Source organism: Yokenella regensburgei (genome assembly GCF_051486985.1).
Taxonomy (GTDB): domain Bacteria; phylum Pseudomonadota; class Gammaproteobacteria; order Enterobacterales; family Enterobacteriaceae; genus CBFFRJ01.
This window is the reverse complement of record NZ_JAHVDV010000012.1, coordinates 1-18,538: the sequence shown is the minus strand read 5'-3', so window position 1 is coordinate 18,538 and position 18,538 is coordinate 1. Positions and strand designations below refer to the sequence as shown.

Sequence of the window (18,538 nt, the reverse complement as noted above, 5' to 3'; positions counted from 1 at the left end):
TCTGCAGGAGGGGTGGCCCCTTTGTATCTGATACCTGGAAAAACTATGAATAAAATAATGACCGCCCTGCTTGTTTTGACCCTCCCTGGCACCGCCTTTGCTGGCGCTTATGTTGAAACACGCGAAGCATATAACACCGCCTCTGACCTGCATGAAGTCATTCTCCGTGCAGGCTATAACTTTGACATGGGCGCAGGGTTAATGGCGACGAATGCCTATAATGTTGGGCGCTGGGATGAAATAAAGCACAGTTACAATGAAATTGAGGGCTGGTATCCGTTATTTAAGCCTACTGATAAATTAACCTTTCAGCCGGGTGGCTTGATTAACGATAATCGAGATGGTTCAGGCGGAGCAGTTTATTTCGATACAAATTATAAATTCGTCCCCTGGTTTAACCTTACGTTCCGTTATCGTTATAACCACAGCAATTACGACACCGTCGACCTTAATGGCAAGATGGATAAAAACGATACTCATGAATTTGCCAGCTACTGGAATTTCAGATTGACTGATTCGTTTTTCTACACTTTTGAGCCACACTATTTCCAGCGCATAAACGATTACCATAGTAAGAATGGCAAAGATCATCACTGGGAGATAACCAATAAATTTAGCTACAAAATAACCCCAAACTGGATGCCCTACCTCGAACTGCAATGGCTGGACCGCTGGAACGCTTACAATAGCGAGCAGTACCGTATTCGTTTAGGTTTACGGTATTCGTTCTGAAACAAAAAAGCCGGGCAACACAGTGCCCGGCTTTTTTACGAAAGGGAGCGTTAATTACGCTTCTTTCGCACCACGACCCGCACGTTTACGGTCGTTTTCAGTCAGATGGCGTTTACGGATACGCACGGAGGTAGGAGTCACTTCTACCAGTTCGTCGTCATCGATAAATTCCAGTGCCTGTTCCAGCGTCATCTTGATCGGCGGAACCAGAACCGTTGCTTCGTCTGTACCAGACGCACGCATGTTGGTCAGTTTCTTACCGGTCAGGCAGTTTACCGTCAGGTCGTTAGAACGGCTGTGAATACCGATGATCTGGCCTTCATAGACTTCTGCACCGTGACCCAGGAACAGCTTACCGCGGTCCTGCAGGCTGAACAGGGCAAACGCAACAGCTTTACCCTGACCGTTGGAGATCAGCACGCCGTTGTTACGCTGGCCGATTTCGCCCGGACGCACGTCGTCATAGTGGCTGAAGGTGGAGTACAGCAGACCGGTACCGGAGGTCATGGTCATGAACTCGGTACGGAAGCCGATCAGGCCACGAGCCGGGATCAGGTAGTCCAGACGGATACGACCTTTGCCGTCAGGGATCATGTCTTTGACATCGCCCTTACGTTCGCCCATCGCCTGCATCACAGAACCCTGATGCTGCTCTTCGATATCCAGCGTGACGTTCTCGAACGGCTCCTGCATGCGGCCATCGATCATACGGTTGATAACTTTCGGACGGGACACAGCCAGTTCGAAGCCTTCACGACGCATGTTTTCGATAAGCACGGACAGGTGCAGCTCACCACGACCCGAAACGCGGAATGCGTCAGAGTCTTCGGTTTCTTCAACGCGCAGTGCCACGTTGTGTACCAGTTCTTTGTTCAGACGCTCAAGGATCTGACGAGAGGTAACGAATTTACCTTCTTTACCACAGAACGGAGAGGTGTTGACGTTAAAGAACATGGTTACAGTCGGTTCATCGACAGACAGCGCTGGCAGCGCTTCTACGTTCTGCGGATCGCAGAGCGTGTCTGAGATGTTCAGTTCGCCAAGACCGGTAATGGCGATGATGTCACCCGCTTCGGCTTCGGTGGACTCAATACGTTCCAGGCCGAGGTGAGTCAGTACTTTACCGACTTTACCGTTACGTGTTTTACCTTCGCTGTCGATCAGGGTGATCTGCTGGTTAGGTTTCACTTTACCGCGCTTGATACGACCAATGCCGATAACACCAACATAGTTGTTGTAATCGAGCTGAGAGATCTGCATCTGGAACGGGCCGTCCAGGTCAACGTTCGGTGCCGGTACGTGGTCAACAATCGCCTGGTACAGCGGGGTCATGTCTTCCGCCATCTCAGTGTGATCGTTACCCGCGATACCCATCAGTGCGGATGCATAGATGATAGGGAAATCGAGCTGCTCGTCAGTCGCATCCAGGTTTACGAACAGGTCAAATACCTGATCGACAACCCAGTCAGGACGCGCGCCAGGACGGTCAACTTTGTTGATAACAACAATTGGCTTCAAACCGTGGGCAAAGGCCTTTTTGGTTACGAAGCGCGTCTGCGGCATTGGGCCATCCATTGCGTCAACAACCAGCAGTACGGAGTCTACCATGGACATTACACGTTCAACTTCACCACCGAAGTCGGCGTGACCCGGGGTATCAACGATGTTGATACGGTAGTCATTCCATTTGATAGCGGTGTTTTTAGCGAGGATGGTAATCCCACGCTCTTTCTCCAGGTCATTGGAGTCCATCACGCGTTCGGTGGCTTCAGCACGTTCGTTACTGAAGGTACCAGATTGCTGCAGCAGCTTATCAACCAGGGTAGTTTTACCATGGTCAACGTGCGCGATGATGGCGATATTACGCAGATTTTCGATCACAACTTTGCCTCAGGCATTTAGAAATAGCGCGTTATTGTACACGGATTAATCGCACTACAAAACAGGATCACAAACATCCCCCGCAAACAAGTATCGCAGGGATGCTTTGTGATCACTTTCACGAAGCGGAATTGGGCTACTTTAACAAAAATTGCACCAATACGGTGCTTGTTGTTCACATAAAAGCACTATATTGGTGCAATGTGACCATCATGGTGCAGCCCTTTTGCACTATGGTGCGCATAATAGCGCCTTTTTAGTGACATTTAAAAGTTGGCATAGATTTCGCTTTATAAAATTTATGGCAACACCGCCAGATTGACGCAGTATCTGCAGACCTCGTTACCACGACGACAATGAAAAAATCCGGGAGAGTTTAAGTATGTCCGCTGAACACGTATTGACGATGCTGAATGAGCATGAAGTGAAATTTGTTGATTTGCGCTTCACCGATACCAAAGGTAAAGAACAGCACGTCACTATTCCTGCTCATCAGGTTAATGCCGAATTCTTTGAAGAAGGCAAAATGTTTGACGGCTCCTCGATTGGCGGCTGGAAAGGCATCAACGAATCCGACATGGTTCTGATGCCGGATGCCTCTACCGCGCTCATTGACCCGTTCTACGAAGAATCGACCCTGATCATTCGCTGTGACATCCTGGAACCTGGTACTCTGCAGGGCTACGATCGTGACCCACGTTCTATCGCTAAACGTGCTGAAGAATATCTGCGTTCTACCGGCCTTGCTGATACCGTTCTCTTCGGACCAGAGCCAGAGTTCTTCCTGTTTGACGACATCCGTTTTGGCGCGTCCATCTCCGGTTCTCACGTTGCTATCGATGATATCGAAGGTGCCTGGAACTCCTCCACCAAATACGAAGGCGGCAACAAAGGCCACCGTCCGGGTGTGAAAGGCGGTTACTTCCCGGTTCCGCCAGTCGATTCTTCACAGGACATCCGTTCCACCATGTGTTTGATCATGGAAGAGATGGGTCTGGTGGTTGAAGCGCATCACCACGAAGTGGCGACGGCAGGTCAGAACGAAATCGCAACCCGCTTTAACACCATGACCAAGAAAGCGGACGAAATTCAGATTTATAAATATGTAGTGCACAACGTTGCGCACCGTTTCGGCAAAACAGCAACCTTCATGCCGAAACCGATGTTCGGCGATAACGGCTCCGGTATGCACTGCCATATGTCCCTGTCCAAGAACGGCGTAAACCTCTTCTCTGGTGACAAATATGCCGGTCTGTCTGAGCAGGCGCTGTACTACATTGGCGGTGTTATCAAACACGCTAAAGCGATCAACGCCCTGGCAAACCCGACCACCAACTCCTACAAGCGTCTGGTCCCGGGTTATGAAGCACCTGTTATGCTGGCTTACTCTGCCCGTAACCGTTCTGCTTCTATCCGTATCCCGGTTGTTGCCTCTCCGAAAGCACGTCGCATCGAAGTGCGCTTCCCGGACCCGGCTGCTAACCCGTACCTGTGCTTTGCTGCCCTGCTGATGGCTGGCCTTGATGGTATCAAGAACAAAATCCACCCGGGCGAAGCAATGGACAAAAACCTGTATGACCTGCCGCCGGAAGAAGCGAAAGAGATCCCACAGGTTGCAGGCTCTCTGGAAGAAGCACTGAACGCACTGAATGAAGACCGCGAATTCCTGACGGCGGGCGGCGTGTTCACTGACGACGCTATCGATGCATACATCGCACTGCGTACCGAAGAAAACGACCGCGTGCGCATGACGCCGCACCCGGTAGAGTTCGAACTGTACTACAGCGTTTAATACCTTAGTAATAATAGCCAACGTTTTTCTTGTCCCGGCAAGATGGCCACTGAGCGAATCCCCAGGAGCATAGCAACCTATGTGACTGGGGTGCGCGAAAGCGGCCGACGCGGCAGGGGCGAGAAAGACGCAGGATATTTCGTTGCCGTGGAAACTTTTAGCCTGCCCTGGCAGGCTTGAGATTGATAACAAACTTTGCCACCTGGTAGCAGAGTTTGTTCGTCATCTGTAGCCCATCTTCGGATGGGCTTTTTTCTCCGCCCACCCTGAGATATCGGGCTTTTAACAGCGGTTAAAAGCTATAATGCACTAAATTAGTGCAACCTTTTGGGAGACTGCTGAATGGCGAGTGGCTCGTTGCCCGATGCTGGGCAGATCCTCAATTCTTTAATCAACAGCATCTTGCTGGTTGATGATGAGCTGGCGGTGCATTACGCCAACCCAGCCGCACAACAACTACTGGCGCAGAGTTCGCGTAAATTATTCGGCACGCCGCTGCCGGAACTGCTGAGTTATTTTTCACTGAACATCGTCTTAATGCGCGAGAGCCTTAATGCTGGTCAGGGCTTTACCGACAACGAAGTGACCCTGGTGATTGATGGTCGCTCACACATTCTTTCGTTAACGGCACAACGCTTACCTGAAGGCCTCATCCTGCTGGAGATGGCTCCGATGGATAATCAGCGACGCCTTAGCCAGGAGCAGTTACAGCATGCTCAGCAGGTGGCGGCGCGCGATCTGGTTCGTGGCCTGGCGCATGAAATCAAAAACCCGCTCGGTGGTTTACGCGGCGCGGCGCAGCTGCTTGCAAAAGCACTGCCTGACCCCTCGCTGACGGAATATACCAAGGTGATTATCGAACAGGCTGATCGGTTACGTAACCTGGTCGACAGACTGCTCGGACCGCAGCAGCCCGGCATGCACGTTACCGAAAGTATTCACAAAGTTGCTGAGCGCGTGGTGAAACTGGTGTCGATGGAGCTGCCGGATAATGTCACTCTGGTACGTGATTATGATCCGAGCTTACCGGAACTGGCGCACGACCCCGATCAAATAGAACAGGTGTTACTGAATATCGTCCGCAACGCTTTACAGGCCCTTGGCCCGGAAGGCGGCGAGATCATTCTGCGGACGCGCACCGCCTTCCAGTTAACGCTGCACGGTGTACGTTATCGCCTGGCCGCGCGCATTGATGTGGAAGATAACGGCCCGGGCATTCCCTCACATTTACAGGATACGCTGTTCTACCCGATGGTCAGCGGGCGTGAAGGCGGCACCGGACTGGGTTTATCCATCGCTCGCAGTTTGATCGATCAACACTCTGGCAAAATTGAATTCACCAGTTGGCCAGGCCATACCGAGTTTTCGGTGTTCCTGCCTATTCGGAAATAGAGGTGTTTATGCAACGAGGGATAGTCTGGATCGTTGATGATGATAGCTCCATCCGTTGGGTGCTTGAACGCGCGCTCACCGGTGCTGGCTTGAGCTGCACGACCTTTGAAAATGCAACTGACGTGCTTGATGCGCTGACCACCAAAACCCCGGACGTACTGCTGTCGGATATCCGTATGCCGGGGATGGACGGTCTTGCCCTGTTAAAGCAGATAAAACAGCGTCATCCCATGCTTCCGGTCATCATAATGACCGCCCATTCGGATCTGGACGCCGCCGTCAGCGCCTATCAACAAGGGGCGTTTGATTATCTGCCAAAACCCTTCGATATTGACGAAGCGGTAGCGCTGGTAGAGCGTGCCATCAGTCACTATCAGGAGCAGCAACAGCCACGCAACGTGCAGGTAAGCGGCCCAACCACCGACATTATTGGTGAAGCGCCCGCTATGCAGGATGTGTTTCGCATCATTGGACGCCTGTCACGCTCCTCCATCAGCGTGCTGATTAACGGGGAATCCGGAACCGGTAAAGAGCTTGTGGCTCATGCGTTGCATCGTCACAGCCCACGCGTTAAAGCGCCATTTATTGCGCTGAATATGGCGGCCATTCCCAAAGACTTGATTGAATCTGAGCTGTTTGGTCACGAGAAAGGGGCCTTTACCGGCGCGAATACGATTCGCCAGGGCCGTTTTGAGCAGGCAGATGGCGGGACGTTGTTCCTGGATGAGATCGGGGATATGCCGCTGGATGTACAGACGCGCCTGCTGCGTGTGCTGGCAGACGGCCAGTTTTATCGTGTGGGTGGCTACGCGCCGGTGAAAGTGGATGTGCGTATTATTGCCGCGACCCATCAGAACCTCGAACTGCGTGTGCAGGAGGGAAAATTCCGTGAGGATCTGTTCCATCGCCTGAATGTCATTCGCGTCCATCTGCCGCCGTTGCGCGAACGTCGTGAAGATATCCCTCGTCTGGCACGTCACTTCCTGCAGGTCGCCGCCCGCGAACTGGGTGTCGAAGCGAAGCTGCTACATCCGGAAACGGAAGCCGCCCTGACCCGTCTCGCCTGGCAGGGTAACGTTCGCCAGCTGGAAAATACCTGTCGCTGGCTGACCGTGATGGCCGCAGGCCAGGAAGTATTGATTCAGGATTTACCAGCAGAACTGTTTGAAACCACCGTGCCGGACAACCCATCACAATCACTGCCCGACAGCTGGGCAACGCTGCTGGCACAGTGGGCCGATCGTGCGCTGCGTTCCGGTCATCAAAACCTGCTTTCTGAAGCGCAGCCAGAGATGGAGCGCACCCTGCTCACGACCGCGCTTCGTCATACTCAAGGGCATAAACAGGAAGCCGCTCGTCTGCTGGGGTGGGGACGTAACACGCTGACTCGCAAGCTGAAAGAGCTGGGAATGGAGTAACGGCTCGCCATATTGTAAAGATTGAATAGTGAGCGCAAATTGCTGCAATCTTGCACTTTACTGTTCCGATGAGTTCAGTATGATCTTGCCCGTTCACGGGGGAACTGAATCATGCTGGAATCATTAATTAATATGGTGTCGGGCAGCGTTGAAGTCGGCGCTGCGGTAGGTCATACACCGCAAGCAGCCGTAGCGGCAGTACTCTGCGCTGCGCTGTTTGGACTTTTTAGCTAACCTTACCGGGCCTACGTTCTGTAGGCCTGATAAACCCCTAAATCACCCGAGAGAACTGCTGCATGCGCGCTTTCTGACGCAAATAGACGTCAAAGCACATACAGATATTGCGGATGAGCAATCGCCCCTTTGCGGTAACCCTGATCCCCTGCTCGTTAATAGCCACCAGCCCATCTTTTGCCAGCGGCGCAAGCAGCTTCAGATCGTCAGCAAAGTAATCGTTAAAGGTAAGATCCCACTGGTTTTCCACCGCCGCAAAATCCAGGCGGAAGTGGCAAATCAGCGCTTTGATGACGTCACGTCGTATGCAGTCATCGCGTGTCAGCGCAATACCACGCCATAGTGCATTGCCGGTTTCATCAACCTGCTGGTAATACGCCTTTAACTCTTTCTGGTTCTGGGCGTAGCTGTCACCAATCATGCTGATGGCCGACACGCCCATTCCCAGCAGATCCGAATCACCCTGGGTGGTGTACCCCTGGAAATTACGGTGCAACAGGCCTTCCCGCTGCGCCACGGCCAGTTCATCATCCGGACGGGCAAAGTGGTCCATGCCAATGAACTGATAACCCGCATCAGTCAGCGAGGTAATGGTCTGCTGCAGAATATCCAGCTTTTGTTGCGGGGAGGGCAGATCGGCGTCTTTGATTTTACGCTGCGCGGCAAACAGGGTGGGCAGATGCGCATAGTTAAACACGCTCAGACGGTCCGGGTTGAGCTCCGCGACCCGGTTAAGGGTAAAGGCGAAACTTTCAGGTGTTTGCTTAGGCAGGCCGTAAATCAGGTCGATATTGGTTGAGGTGAAGCCAATCTCACGCGCGCGGTTGATCAGCGCAAAAATAAAGTCTTCATCCTGCTCACGGTTGACCAGACGCTGAACCTCTTTGTTGAAGTCCTGCACCCCCATGCTCAGGCGATTGAAGCCCTCCGCGCGAAGGTGATCAAGCACGTCGAGTTCAATCTCGCGCGGGTCAACTTCAATTGAGATTTCCGCTTGCTCGTCAAAATGGAAATGGCCGCGCAACAGCCCCATCAGGCGGCTTATTTGCGTTTTATCCAGATAGGTGGGTGTACCGCCCCCCCAGTGCAACTGGCTGACTCTGCGGTCGGTAAACAGAGGTGCACGATGAATAATTTCCTGCTCAAGCGCATCCAGATACTGATCGGCTTTGTGCTGCTGGCGGGTGACAATCTTATTACAGCCACAGAAGTAGCAGAGCTTGTGGCAGAACGGGATGTGCACATAGAGCGAGAGCGGACGACCCGGATAGCGGGCAACGGCAGCACGAAAATCATCTTCACCGTAATCGGCAGAAAACTCGAGCGCGGTAGGGTAGGACGTATAGCGCGGCCCGGAATAGTTATATTTCTGGATGAGGGCCAGATCCCAGTCAATACATTGCTCAGACATGCTCACTCCTTCCGATGATGCCGCTGTCGTTTACGGCGGCCCGGCCTGACCGCTTGTCGGGTCAGAAGCCGGTTGCGCAGCCACACCTTGCGCTGCGACAACCGCTGTAGTTTAACGAATAACCACACCAGATAACATATAACCGGAAGGGTTATAAGCAGGACGGGTAAGCCCATGCGTGGCCGTTACTGGCCGCCTTTCAGCAGACGCATCATATCTTCCCGGCCTTCTTCCTCTTCGTCGTCTTCATCATCGTAAGAGAGCCCCAGCTGTTGCATCAGCTCATCAATACGATCAAGTCTGGCGTTCACCCAGCTTTGTTCTTCGGCACTCAGGCTTTCGCCCTCTTCTAAACGTTCCAGCAGCGCGTCCAGGCGCTCATCAGTTTCCAGCGAATCCAGTTCAGCTTGCGGTGAAAGCATAGGTTTCTCGCTCTTGGGTTTTTTTTGCGTCTTAACGGGCGCCTCTGTTACGCCCAGTGGGATGGCTTTTTTGCTGCCAATGCGTGGATCGTTCTGCTGAGAACGTTTGCCGGAGCCCGTACTTTCGCTTGCCCCACTCGCACGACTGCCCGGCGCATTGCCGCGATGTTTTTTATCACGCTTGCGATCACGTGATTCCTGATTCAGTTCTTCACGTGTTTTACGGTGCGTTTTACCGCGTGGAGTGGTCGAAGGTTTTTTCATGATGCTCAGCTTTGATGGTTTTATTCAGTATAGAATTGCGGCGGAATCTAGCAGAAAGCAAGCAAAGAAAAAAGGCGACAGAGCAATCTGTCGCCTTTTTTTCTGACCCTCTACCCTCATGGGGTATGACATTCCTTGTTTGCTAACAACCTACCCTGTTTTTCCCTTAGCGTGTCACAATCCCTGTTGCGGTCCTTTTTCCTTATGACTGCCATCCTGACAGTATCCTGGTCTTCGCCTCCTGGCGCTCCTGACCCCTCATCCTTAAGTCTCTATCCTGTTGGCTTCCTCGCCCTGACAACTACTTTACCTGCAAAATCCAAACGCACAAGCAACAATAGGGCCAAAAAAGATAAATTCAGATAATTCCATAAAATCAAATCATTGATTTACTTTGATTTACCTTTTTTCAACCCTGCAACTTCTCCGAAAAGTCGTCGGTCATCTGTAGCCAATCTCTTACAGGAAGGATGGTTAATGACCCCCTTTCGAGAAAAACAGTCTTTTACGTGGGTTCAGGTATAATCCACCCAAGCTAAAGATTACGGAGACGACCATTTTGACTACCTGGAACTATCAACAGACGCACTTCGTGACCAGTGCGCCTGATATTCGCCACTTACCCTCTGACACAGGCATTGAGGTGGCATTTGCCGGCCGCTCCAACGCAGGTAAATCCAGCGCGCTTAATACGCTGACCAATCAGAAGAGCCTGGCGCGTACTTCGAAGACGCCGGGACGAACCCAGCTCATTAACCTGTTTCAGGTTGCAGATGGCAAGCGTCTCGTTGACCTTCCCGGCTATGGCTATGCTGAAGTGCCGGAAGAGATGAAAATTAAGTGGCAGCGCGCGCTCGGCGAGTATCTGGAAAAGCGTCAGTGTCTGCAGGGTCTGGTGGTGCTGATGGACATTCGCCACCCGCTTAAAGACCTCGATCAGCAGATGATCCAGTGGGCTGTAGAGAGTAACGTGCAGATTCTGGTGTTATTGACCAAGGCCGATAAACTGGCCAGCGGCGCACGTAAGGCGCAGGTGAAAATGGTACGTGAAGCGGTTATTGCTTTTAATGGAGATGTGCAGGTTGAAGCATTTTCCTCACTGAAAAAGATAGGTGTGGATAAACTGCGTGAAAAACTCGACAACTGGTTTAACACGATCCCACCAGTTACCGAAAACAGCAGCGAAGCATAACCCCCAGACGCGGCATCTGCCCGCGTTTTTTCTTTCTTTCGCCCAATAAAAAACGCCCCAGTCATTTCTGACTGGGGCGGCTAAATATTCAGCCAAATCCGATTACGTGAAGTAAAAGGTCTGAAAGATAGAACATCTTACCTCTGTACCCTACGCGTTTAACTCTACTCCCTTTTCGATTCCGCACAAAGCATTTTTTGTAGTTTTTTTTCAATCTTTACATAGGGATTTCTAATGATCGTCACAAAACCTATAGGTTATGTTGCTTACTTACATAAAAATGGCCTTTGCAGACGAATACTTAGTGCGCTTGATCCCAGTTTTGCCCACTACCTACCTCCACCAGCAACGGCACATCCAGGGTGGTGCTGCTTTCCATAAGTTCATGGATCTTTTTCGACACCGCATCCACATCATCCTTATGGACTTCAAATACCAGTTCATCGTGGACCTGCATGATCATTTTCACGCGGGGTTTTTCGCTTAACAGCCAGGCGTCTACCGCGATCATGGCGCGCTTGATGATGTCAGCGGCAGTACCCTGCATCGGAGCGTTAATTGCCGCACGCTCAGCACCGGCACGACGAGCACCATTACTGGACTTAATATCTGGCAGGTAGAGGCGGCGTCCTTCAAGCGTTTCAACATAGCCCTGCTCTTTCGCTTGTGCGCGGGTACGCTCCATATAGTCCAGAACGCCCGGATAACGTTCGAAATAGAGGTCCATATACTTCTGCGATTCTTTACGCGGAATGTTGAGCTGGCGCGACAATCCAAACGCGCTCATGCCGTAGATCAGACCAAAGTTAATGGCTTTCGCGCTGCGACGCTGGTCATTCGTCACGCTTTCCAGTGGCATACCAAAGACTTCGGCCGCGGTGGCGCGGTGAATGTCTTTGCCTTCAGCAAATGCAGACAGCAGGCCTTTGTCACGAGACAGGTGCGCCATGATACGCAGCTCGATTTGTGAATAGTCGGCAGAGACAATCACATAATCCTTCGGCGCAATAAACGCCTGACGGATACGACGGCCTTCTTCGTTACGCACCGGAATGTTTTGCAGGTTTGGATCGGTTGAGGACAAACGCCCTGTCGCCGTCACCGCCTGATGGTAAGAGGTGTGCACACGGCCTGTTTTCTCGCTGATCATCAGCGGCAGCTTGTCGGTATAGGTTGATTTCAGCTTCGATAAACCACGGTGTTCGAGGATGACTTTTGGCAGCGGATAATCCAGCGCCAGCTCCTCCAGCACCTCTTCTGACGTAGACGGCGCGCCGCCCGGCGTTTTTTTCAGGGGTTTTATGCCTTGCTTTTCAAAGAGGATGGTTTGCAGCTGTTTGGTTGAGGCCAGATTAAACGGCTCGCCGGCAATCTCGTGCGCTTTCTTTTCCAGTTCTGTCAGGCGCAATGCAATCTCAGATGAGTGTTTACGCAGAACAGCGGGATCAATATTGACGCCATTACGCTCGATACGCGAAAGGACGGGCACCAGCGGCATCTCAATATTCTGAAAGACATTCAGGGGGCCTGCGTGTTTTTGCAGCTCCGGCCACATTTTCAGATGCAGCTGAAGGGTAACGTCCGCATCTTCCGCGGCATAATGCCCTGCCTGTTCAAGCGCTATCTGATTGAAAGTGAGTTGGTTCTTGCCTTTACCTGCGATCTCTTCAAAGGTGACGGTTTTATGCTTCAGCCAGCGGTCAGAAAGGCTGTCCATATCATGGCGCCCGGCTACGCTGTCGAGAATGTAGGACTCAAGCATAGTGTCAAAGGCGATCCCCCTAAGCTCAATATCGTAGTTTTGCAGGATGCCGCGGTCGAACTTCAGATTTTGCCCGACTTTCAACGCGTTTTCGTCCTCCAGCAGCGGCTTGAGCAACGCCAGTGCCCTTTCGCACGAAATCTGTTCAGGCGCATCGAGGTAGTCATGCGCGACAGGCACATAGGCCGCCACGCCAGGTTCGATTGCAAATGAGAGTCCTACCAGGTTGGCACTGACATTGTCCAGGCTGTCTGTTTCTGTATCAAAGGCAAAGAGAGGCGCTTTTTTTAGCTTCGTGATCCACTCCTGCAGCACAGACTCATCAAGAATGGTGACATAATTCTCTGCTGAAAGCTGCACGGCAGGCGTTGCATCCTCTTCAACAACGACAGGTTCCTTAGGAGTAGCAGTGGGTTTAGCCCCTTTTGCCTGCAGCCACTTCCCGCCTTCGACATCAACAATCCAGCGCTTGAATTCATACTTTTTAAACAGATCCACCAGCGCTTCAGTTGAAGGTTGCTGGACCTCAAGCTGCTCGCAGGTCAGTTCGAGTTCCACATCCGTCTTGATGGTCGCCAGTTTGTAGGAGAGGTAGGCGACCTCTTTATTCTGCTCAAGTTTCGCGGCCATAGTTTTGGCTCCGCGGAAAGAGAGTCCGGCAATTTTATCCGGATTTGCATAAAGCGTATCCAGCCCACCCAGCCCCTGAAGCAGACCTTGTGCAGTTTTCTCCCCCACGCCCGGTACGCCAGGAATGTTGTCCGACGAGTCACCCATCAGCGCCAGGAAGTCGATAATCAGTTCAGGTGGAACACCGTATTTCGTCACCACCTCTTCCGGCCCAAGAATGGTATTGGTCATCGTATTAATGAGGGTGATCCCTGGTGTTACCAGTTGCGCCATGTCTTTATCACCCGTGCTTATCAACACCGGACGCCCCATCTTTTCCGCTTCACGGGCAAGTGTACCAATGACATCATCCGCTTCCACCCCGGATACCGCCATCAGCGGCAACCCCATCGCCCGGACCATTTCGTGAAGAGGCTCAATCTGCGCGCGCAGATCGTCCGGCATTGGAGGACGGTGAGATTTATAGTGTTCAAAGAGTTCATCGCGGAAGGTTTTACCCTTCGCATCAAATACCACCGCCGCATGCGTAGGCTGATACTGCAAAATCAAGCTGCGTAACATATTCAACACGCCGTACATCGCACCGGTAGGATCTCCCGCTGAGTTAGTCAGCGGAGGAAACGCGTGGTAGGCGCGATAAAGGTAGGAAGAACCGTCTACGAGGATAAGGGGGTTTTCTGGGATCTGAACCATGATGACCATGCCTGTTTATCAATTTATGGTTAAAGGATGCCACATACGAGCAAAAACATCAGTTTTTCGCCCTCATTGCTCGCAAAGAATTGACGATCCTGGAGATCGCATGCGCGAATTATCTGTGGATAAGTTTGTGAATTGTTTCTTCCGGTCTGGATTATTGTGCATTACTGACGATCGCAGAATTGTATCTATACTTTATTTTCAATAGCTTAAAAAAATATTAGCGATCATTATTGCGTTTTGGCGATTATTTGCTCTTTGTGGATATAAGAAAAAAGCCTTACTTACGTCCTCGTTCGGACGTTGCGGAAATCAGACCTCCTTTCTACAAAAACGCCGGGCATATTCTGGTAGAATCGCCGCCTTGCGCCTCGTTAAAACACCATTTTGCTATTAACGTTTTGAATAAATTAATTATGTCGAGATTACTCGCTGTTTTTACCTTAATGATAAGCAGTGTGCTTACCATCGTGGTGACCATTCTCTGTGCTGTGCCCATCATTATGGCCGGTATGATAAAGCTGCTTTTACCTGTACCCCCCTTATGGCGCGCCATTTCCGTTTTTTGTAATTTCATGATGTATTGTTGGTGTCAGGGGCTGGCCCGGTTGTTGCGCCTGAATCCACATTTACAATGGGATATTGAAGGCCTGGATGGGCTTAATAAGAAAAACTGGTATCTGCTTATTTGTAACCACCACAGCTGGGCGGATATCGTGGTGCTCTGTGTGCTTTTTCGTAAGCATATCCCCATGAATAAGTATTTCCTTAAACAACAGCTCGCCTGGGTGCCTTTTATCGGACTCGCATGCTGGGCGTTGGATATGCCTTTTATGCGTCGGTACTCGCGCAACTATCTTATCCGCCACCCGGAGCGTCGCGGTAAAGATGTCGAGACAACCCGCCGCTCATGCGAGAAATTTCGTACGCACCCGACAACTATCGTAAACTTTGTTGAAGGCTCACGCTTTACGGAAGAAAAACGCCTTAACACCCGCTCGTCATTTACGAATCTGTTACCGCCAAAAGCCGCAGGTATCGCAATGACGCTGAGCGTGTTGGGTTCGCAATTCGATAAATTACTTAACGTCACCTTGTGCTATCCGGAAAATGACGCAAAGCCGTTTTATGACATGCTTAGCGGGAAACTCACCCGCATTGTCATTCGCGTGAACGTATTGCCTGTTCAAGAAGAACTGCATGGCGATTACGTTGGAGATAAGCATTTCAAGCGTGGTTTTCAGCAATGGCTGAATAATCTTTGGGATGAAAAAGACAAGCAACTCAGCGCGCTAAAAAATGAATATAAAAAAGCCGGTCAATGACCGGCGTTTTTTTATTTCTTCTCGACCAGGAATTTTACCGTATCGGCATATTGCTGAACAAAGATATCCATACTACTGGTATCCATGCCCTGCATATTCACCTGGTATTTACCGTTGACATACATGGCAGGGACGCCGCGTAACTGCAGGTCGGCTGCTGCTTTTTCCTGCTGAGCAACCAGGGATTTCACCACAAAACTATTCCAGGCAGCGTCGTACTCTTCACCTTTTACGCCCGCCTTAATAAAGACATCGCGAATATCGGCAACGCTCTGAACGGTTTGTGTTTTCTGTACCGCTTCGAACATAGGCGCGGTAATTTTATCTTCCACTCCCAGTGCCATTGCTACGCCCCATGCCTGCGTCATCTCTTTACCCAGCGGGCCGAGGAACTCCACATGGTATTTGGTCATTTTAGTGCCTTCCGGCAGCTTCTGTTTTACCGCATCCGCGATATGCCAGACATGTTCAAAATCGTAGCAGTGTGGGCAATAAAATGAGAAAAACTCAAGTACCTGTGGTTCTCCCGCTACTGGCTTATCAAGTGTGATGTACTGTTTGCCGTCACTGAACTGAGCAGCAGATGCGCTAAATGCCAGAATCATTCCCGCCAGCGCCAGCCAAATTTTCTTCATGGTTAATACTCTCCAGGATGTGTCACATTAATAAAATGGCGTTAATTGCAAAGGCGGCTCTTGAAGCGCCTTCACTTGCCAGAGAAAAGTAGAAGTTTGTTCACGCCAGTAATCTTCTCCGGTCAACCACGGGAAGTTTTTTGGGAAAGCAGGATCTTCCCAACGGCGGATTATCCATGCCAGGTAATACACCTGGCGCATGGCCCGTAAGGGTTCAATAAGGCTTAATTCCGCCGTATCGAACTCACAAAATTCTTCATACGCTTCGATAACTGTCTCAAGCTGGATACGCTGTTCGGCTTTATCACCATGTAAAAGCATCCAGAGATCCTGTACGGCCGGGCCATTGCGGGCATCATCAAGATCCACAAATAAAGGGCCATCTCGCCAGAGTATATTCCCGGCATGACAATCACCGTGCAGCCGGAGGCTGGTAAAGCGGGAGTGCCATTGCGCCATTACTGCATCAATAAGCTTATCAGCCGCGCTCAGAAAAGCGGGTTTTAATGCCGATGGTATAAGTGTTGTAGTCTCAAATACCTGCCTGGGTTCAATGAGATATTCTTTCACGCCAATGTCAGGACGATGGGTAAAGCAGGATTTACGCCCTGTCTGATGCATGCGTCCAAGGTAACGACCCACCCACTCCATCTGATCAAGGTTATCGGGTTCAAACTGCCTCCCCCCCATACTGGGGAAAACGGCGTAGTAAAAACCCTGGTGGGTTAATAACGTGTGCTGATGAAATGAAAGGGGGGCGGCGACGGGAACCTCGTCATTCAGAAGTTCCCCGGCAAACTGATGCTCTTCCCGAATTTGATCGGCGGACCAACGCTCAGGGCGATAAAACTTCACCACATAGCGGTGACGATCTTCATCCTGGAACTGATAGACCCGATTTTCATAGCTGTTGAGCGGCGTCAGGCCCGAATCGACCCGTAATCCCAGCTCAAACAGCGCATCCATAATGGTGTCTGGATGAAGAGTCTGGAAAGTAAAAGCGTTATGGTTCATCCCATTATCCGCAAATAAAAACGAATGATTCAGGATATCATTTCACTGCGCTTTCGGTGGCGCCTCTTACAAGCTTTTACTCTTTAATTACGCCACGCGCGCGCAGTAAGGCGGTTTTGAAGTCCTCTTCATAGTCTTTTTTAAGTCCTGGGATGACGGCATCTTTTTCAGAATCACGCATCTTCAGATGGTAGATCAGAATGTCATCACTTAAATCACTCAGTTCGCCTTCGTAACCTGACTCCTTTGCCAGTTTCTGCAAAAATTGGATCAGATTTAATTCCGGCTCTTTCTGCCATGCGGGCTGAAGGAGTTCGATAACTTCGTTCAGACGTTTACATTTCATGGTCGTGCTCCTTACTCTGGGTGCAGATACGTTAGCAGGGTCAAACCCACAATAAAAGAGGCGGTAAGGTGATTGGCATGGGTAGGGTAACGGGTGTCATTCTGGCGGGAGGCAAAGCCTCACGTATGGGTGGGCAAGATAAGGGCCTGCTTGAATTAAAAGGTAAACCTTTATGGCAGCACGTGGCGCACCTATTGAGGCCGCAAGTGGATAACCTTGTTGTCAGTGCAAACCGCAACCTGGAAGTGTACCGGGCGAGTGGATTGCCCGTAATTCAGGATTGTATTGCCGACTATCCGGGTCCTTTGGCTGGAATGCTTTCAGTGATGTCGCAGTGGGACAGTGACTGGTTTTTATTTTCGCCCTGCGATACCCCTTTTATCCCTGCTGATCTGGCTATACGTTTATATCCTGCGACAGCAGCCTCTCGGGCCATATGGGTGCATGATGGTGAACGCGATCATCCAACCATTGCATTAATGCATCGGGATATTGTGCCAGAGCTTCAACACTATATTGATAGGGGTGAGCGCAGAGTCATGGTTTTTTTAAAGAGCGCAGGTGGACGTTCCGTCGATTTCAGCGACAGGCCGCAGGCGTTTATTAACGTAAATACGCCGGAGGATTTAGCACGTTGGGAAGACAAAGTGTAATTCCACTGCTGGCTATTGCCGCATGGAGTGGTACAGGTAAGACGACCCTCTTAGAAGCACTCATCACGGCGCTGTGTGAAAAGGGGTTACGGCCTGGGCTGATTAAGCATACTCATCATGATATGGATGTGGATGAACCAGGAAAGGACAGTTACAGGTTACGTAAAGCAGGTGCCGCGCAGACCATTGTGGCCAGTGCTCGTCGTTGGGCATTGATCACGGAAACCCCTGAAGAACCTGATGTGGATCTTGCCTGGTTAGTCAGCCGGATGGATCCATCCACGCTGGATTTGGTGCTGGTGGAAGGGTTCAAAGATGAAGCCGTTCCCAAAATCCTGTTATTTCGTCAGGGATGCGGGCATGACATCAGCGAACTCAGCGTTGATACACATGTTATTGCCGTTGCCAGTGATATTCCGCTTACTCTGGATGTACCGAATTTGGATATTAATGATATTCCACAGATCGTGGAATTTGTACTCCAGTGGCGGGAATCATCAAAAAGGGGTGAATAAGCGTAGGATAGCCACCGTCAGGTGGTTTTTTTGCAGCAGAAACGCAAAAAGCCCATCCGTCAGGATGGGCTCTTCACTTGTTTGATGCCTGGCAGTTCCCTACTCTCGCATGGGGAGACCCCACACTACCATCGGCGCTACGGCGTTTCACTTCTGAGTTCGGCATGGGGTCAGGTGGGACCACCGCGCTAGTGCCGCCAGGCAAATTCTTTGTGCTCTGT

At 51.0% G+C, this 18,538-nt stretch carries 16 protein-coding genes and 1 rRNA gene; 9 read left to right on the top strand and 8 right to left on the bottom strand.

Annotated features, from left to right (window positions below; translation table 11 throughout):
* The first annotated feature begins 45 nt into the window (after window positions 1–45).
* On the top strand, window positions 46–732 hold the full coding sequence (ompL, locus tag KXR87_RS10435) for a porin OmpL (RefSeq protein ID WP_437432196.1): 687 nt from the start codon (window positions 46–48) through the stop codon (window positions 730–732).
* Window positions 733–786: 54 nt separating this feature from the next.
* Here the strand turns inward: ompL and typA are convergent, their stop codons facing one another.
* Window positions 787–2,613 (bottom strand): ribosome-dependent GTPase TypA, encoded by a 1,827-nt coding sequence (gene typA / locus KXR87_RS10430; RefSeq protein ID WP_437432195.1) that lies wholly within the window; start codon window positions 2,611–2,613, stop codon window positions 787–789.
* Between the two features lie 382 nt (window positions 2,614–2,995).
* Here typA and glnA point away from each other — a divergent pair, with 382 nt between their 5' ends.
* The 4 genes from glnA (at window position 2,996) to KXR87_RS10410 (ending at window position 7,449) form a co-directional block, all read left to right on the top strand.
* Entirely contained in the window at window positions 2,996–4,405 is a 1,410-nt protein-coding gene (glnA, locus tag KXR87_RS10425) for a glutamate--ammonia ligase (protein WP_437432194.1), read from the top strand.
* A 342-nt stretch (window positions 4,406–4,747) separates the two neighbouring features.
* Entirely contained in the window at window positions 4,748–5,797 is a 1,050-nt protein-coding gene (gene glnL / locus KXR87_RS10420; RefSeq protein ID WP_437432193.1) for a nitrogen regulation protein NR(II), read from the top strand.
* 8 nt (window positions 5,798–5,805) lie between these two features.
* Window positions 5,806–7,215 (top strand): nitrogen regulation protein NR(I), encoded by a 1,410-nt coding sequence (gene glnG / locus KXR87_RS10415; RefSeq protein WP_437432192.1) that lies wholly within the window; start codon window positions 5,806–5,808, stop codon window positions 7,213–7,215.
* Between the two features lie 111 nt (window positions 7,216–7,326).
* Window positions 7,327–7,449, top strand: a complete 123-nt coding sequence (locus tag KXR87_RS10410; protein ID WP_437432191.1) for a YshB family small membrane protein — start codon at window positions 7,327–7,329, stop codon at window positions 7,447–7,449.
* A gap of 37 nt (window positions 7,450–7,486) precedes the next feature.
* On the opposite strand, the gene hemN is transcribed toward KXR87_RS10410, so the two are convergent.
* Together hemN and yihI are read right to left on the bottom strand one after the other, a co-directional pair.
* On the bottom strand, window positions 7,487–8,860 hold the full coding sequence (gene hemN / locus KXR87_RS10405) for an oxygen-independent coproporphyrinogen III oxidase (protein WP_437432190.1): 1,374 nt from the start codon (window positions 8,858–8,860) through the stop codon (window positions 7,487–7,489).
* A gap of 185 nt (window positions 8,861–9,045) precedes the next feature.
* Entirely contained in the window at window positions 9,046–9,546 is a 501-nt protein-coding gene (gene yihI / locus KXR87_RS10400; RefSeq protein ID WP_437432189.1) for a Der GTPase-activating protein YihI, read from the bottom strand.
* A gap of 559 nt (window positions 9,547–10,105) precedes the next feature.
* Here yihI and yihA point away from each other — a divergent pair.
* Window positions 10,106–10,738, top strand: coding sequence for a ribosome biogenesis GTP-binding protein YihA/YsxC (yihA, locus tag KXR87_RS10395; RefSeq protein WP_437432188.1), 633 nt, complete (start codon window positions 10,106–10,108; stop codon window positions 10,736–10,738).
* Window positions 10,739–11,039: 301 nt separating this feature from the next.
* Here the strand turns inward: yihA and polA are convergent, their stop codons facing one another.
* Window positions 11,040–13,823, bottom strand: a complete 2,784-nt coding sequence (gene polA, locus KXR87_RS10390) for a DNA polymerase I (protein WP_437432187.1) — start codon at window positions 13,821–13,823, stop codon at window positions 11,040–11,042.
* A gap of 422 nt (window positions 13,824–14,245) precedes the next feature.
* Between polA and KXR87_RS10385 the strand changes: the two genes are divergently transcribed.
* Entirely contained in the window at window positions 14,246–15,154 is a 909-nt protein-coding gene (locus KXR87_RS10385) for an acyltransferase (RefSeq protein ID WP_437432287.1), read from the top strand.
* Window positions 15,155–15,165: 11 nt separating this feature from the next.
* On the opposite strand, the gene dsbA is transcribed toward KXR87_RS10385, so the two are convergent.
* The 3 genes from dsbA to KXR87_RS10370 all read right to left on the bottom strand — a co-directional run bounded on the left by dsbA (window position 15,166) and on the right by KXR87_RS10370 (window position 17,149).
* On the bottom strand, window positions 15,166–15,789 hold the full coding sequence (gene dsbA / locus KXR87_RS10380) for a thiol:disulfide interchange protein DsbA (RefSeq protein WP_437432186.1): 624 nt from the start codon (window positions 15,787–15,789) through the stop codon (window positions 15,166–15,168).
* Window positions 15,790–15,816: 27 nt separating this feature from the next.
* Window positions 15,817–16,803 carry a serine/threonine protein kinase gene (locus KXR87_RS10375; RefSeq protein ID WP_437432185.1) on the bottom strand — a complete coding sequence of 329 codons (987 nt, stop codon included), beginning with the start codon at window positions 16,801–16,803 and terminating at the stop codon, window positions 15,817–15,819.
* 76 nt (window positions 16,804–16,879) lie between these two features.
* Window positions 16,880–17,149, bottom strand: a complete 270-nt coding sequence (locus KXR87_RS10370) for a YihD family protein (RefSeq protein WP_437432184.1) — start codon at window positions 17,147–17,149, stop codon at window positions 16,880–16,882.
* Between the two features lie 77 nt (window positions 17,150–17,226).
* Here KXR87_RS10370 and mobA point away from each other — a divergent pair, with 77 nt between their 5' ends.
* Together mobA and mobB are read left to right on the top strand one after the other, a co-directional pair.
* Window positions 17,227–17,802, top strand: coding sequence for a molybdenum cofactor guanylyltransferase MobA (gene mobA / locus KXR87_RS10365; RefSeq protein ID WP_437432183.1), 576 nt, complete (start codon window positions 17,227–17,229; stop codon window positions 17,800–17,802).
* Complete coding sequence (mobB, locus tag KXR87_RS10360) at window positions 17,784–18,317, top strand: molybdopterin-guanine dinucleotide biosynthesis protein MobB (protein WP_437432182.1); 534 nt, start codon at window positions 17,784–17,786, stop codon at window positions 18,315–18,317. Before mobA ends, mobB begins: the two co-directional genes overlap by 19 nt.
* An 86-nt stretch (window positions 18,318–18,403) precedes the next feature.
* Here mobB and rrf read toward each other — a convergent pair.
* Window positions 18,404–18,519: ribosomal RNA gene (gene rrf, locus KXR87_RS10355) — 5S ribosomal RNA — on the bottom strand.
* Window positions 18,520–18,538 lie beyond the last annotated feature (19 nt).